General features: G+C 38.7%; 1 protein-coding gene. It reads right to left on the bottom strand.

Features of this window, described 5'->3' with window-relative positions; all coding sequences use genetic code 11:
- Positions 1-558: hypothetical protein (locus LIR34_RS17575; protein ID WP_330603755.1), on the bottom strand; the 558-nt coding region annotated here is incomplete at its 3' end.
- Positions 559-579: the final 21 nt, after the last annotated feature.

The following is a 579-nucleotide window of genomic DNA, read 5'->3' as shown; positions in this document are numbered from 1 at the left end:
AAAATCCAAAACTGGTGTATTATAGAGACTAAAGTCTTTTTCCAAATGAACTTTATCATAATAACTCTTTGCTGCCTTGCACATCCTCAGACAAAACTGTTCTATGTCTATACGAATATCGTTTCCGTTCTCCTGTATGTTCATACTTTCCAACTGACAAACTGACATTCCACAGTTTAGTCCAAGATGAAAGCGTATATTATTTTCATCATTCAAAAATCCTTTATTTTGATGAAGATATTCACATCGAAGCTGCCAACAGCGTTCTCCGCAAATATATGGCTTTTCATCGGATTGAGATAGTTTAAAGTAGTCCCCTGCATATTCATCAAACCAGCGAATATACTGGGTTCCCACATCACGGGTCGGATTCTTTTGCCGATCCAGCATAACCCGGCCATCTCGATAATGTTTAACAATTTCCGGGAAAGCAATACCTCCGCAAATATCTGGCAAAGTCAATGCCAATGCCAGTGCAGACTGCCATCGTCTATCTACAATATTCAGTTCTACTTCTTCAATTCGGTCCAAAAATGTAAAACTGACATCTCCCTGCATTATTTATCCCTCCCTCATATT

It is taken from the genome of Blautia sp. MSK17_66, from assembly GCF_020538025.1.
GTDB lineage: Bacteria > Bacillota > Clostridia > Lachnospirales > Lachnospiraceae > Blautia_A.
Note: the sequence above shows the minus strand (reverse complement) of the source record. Positions and strands in the feature narration are given on the sequence as shown.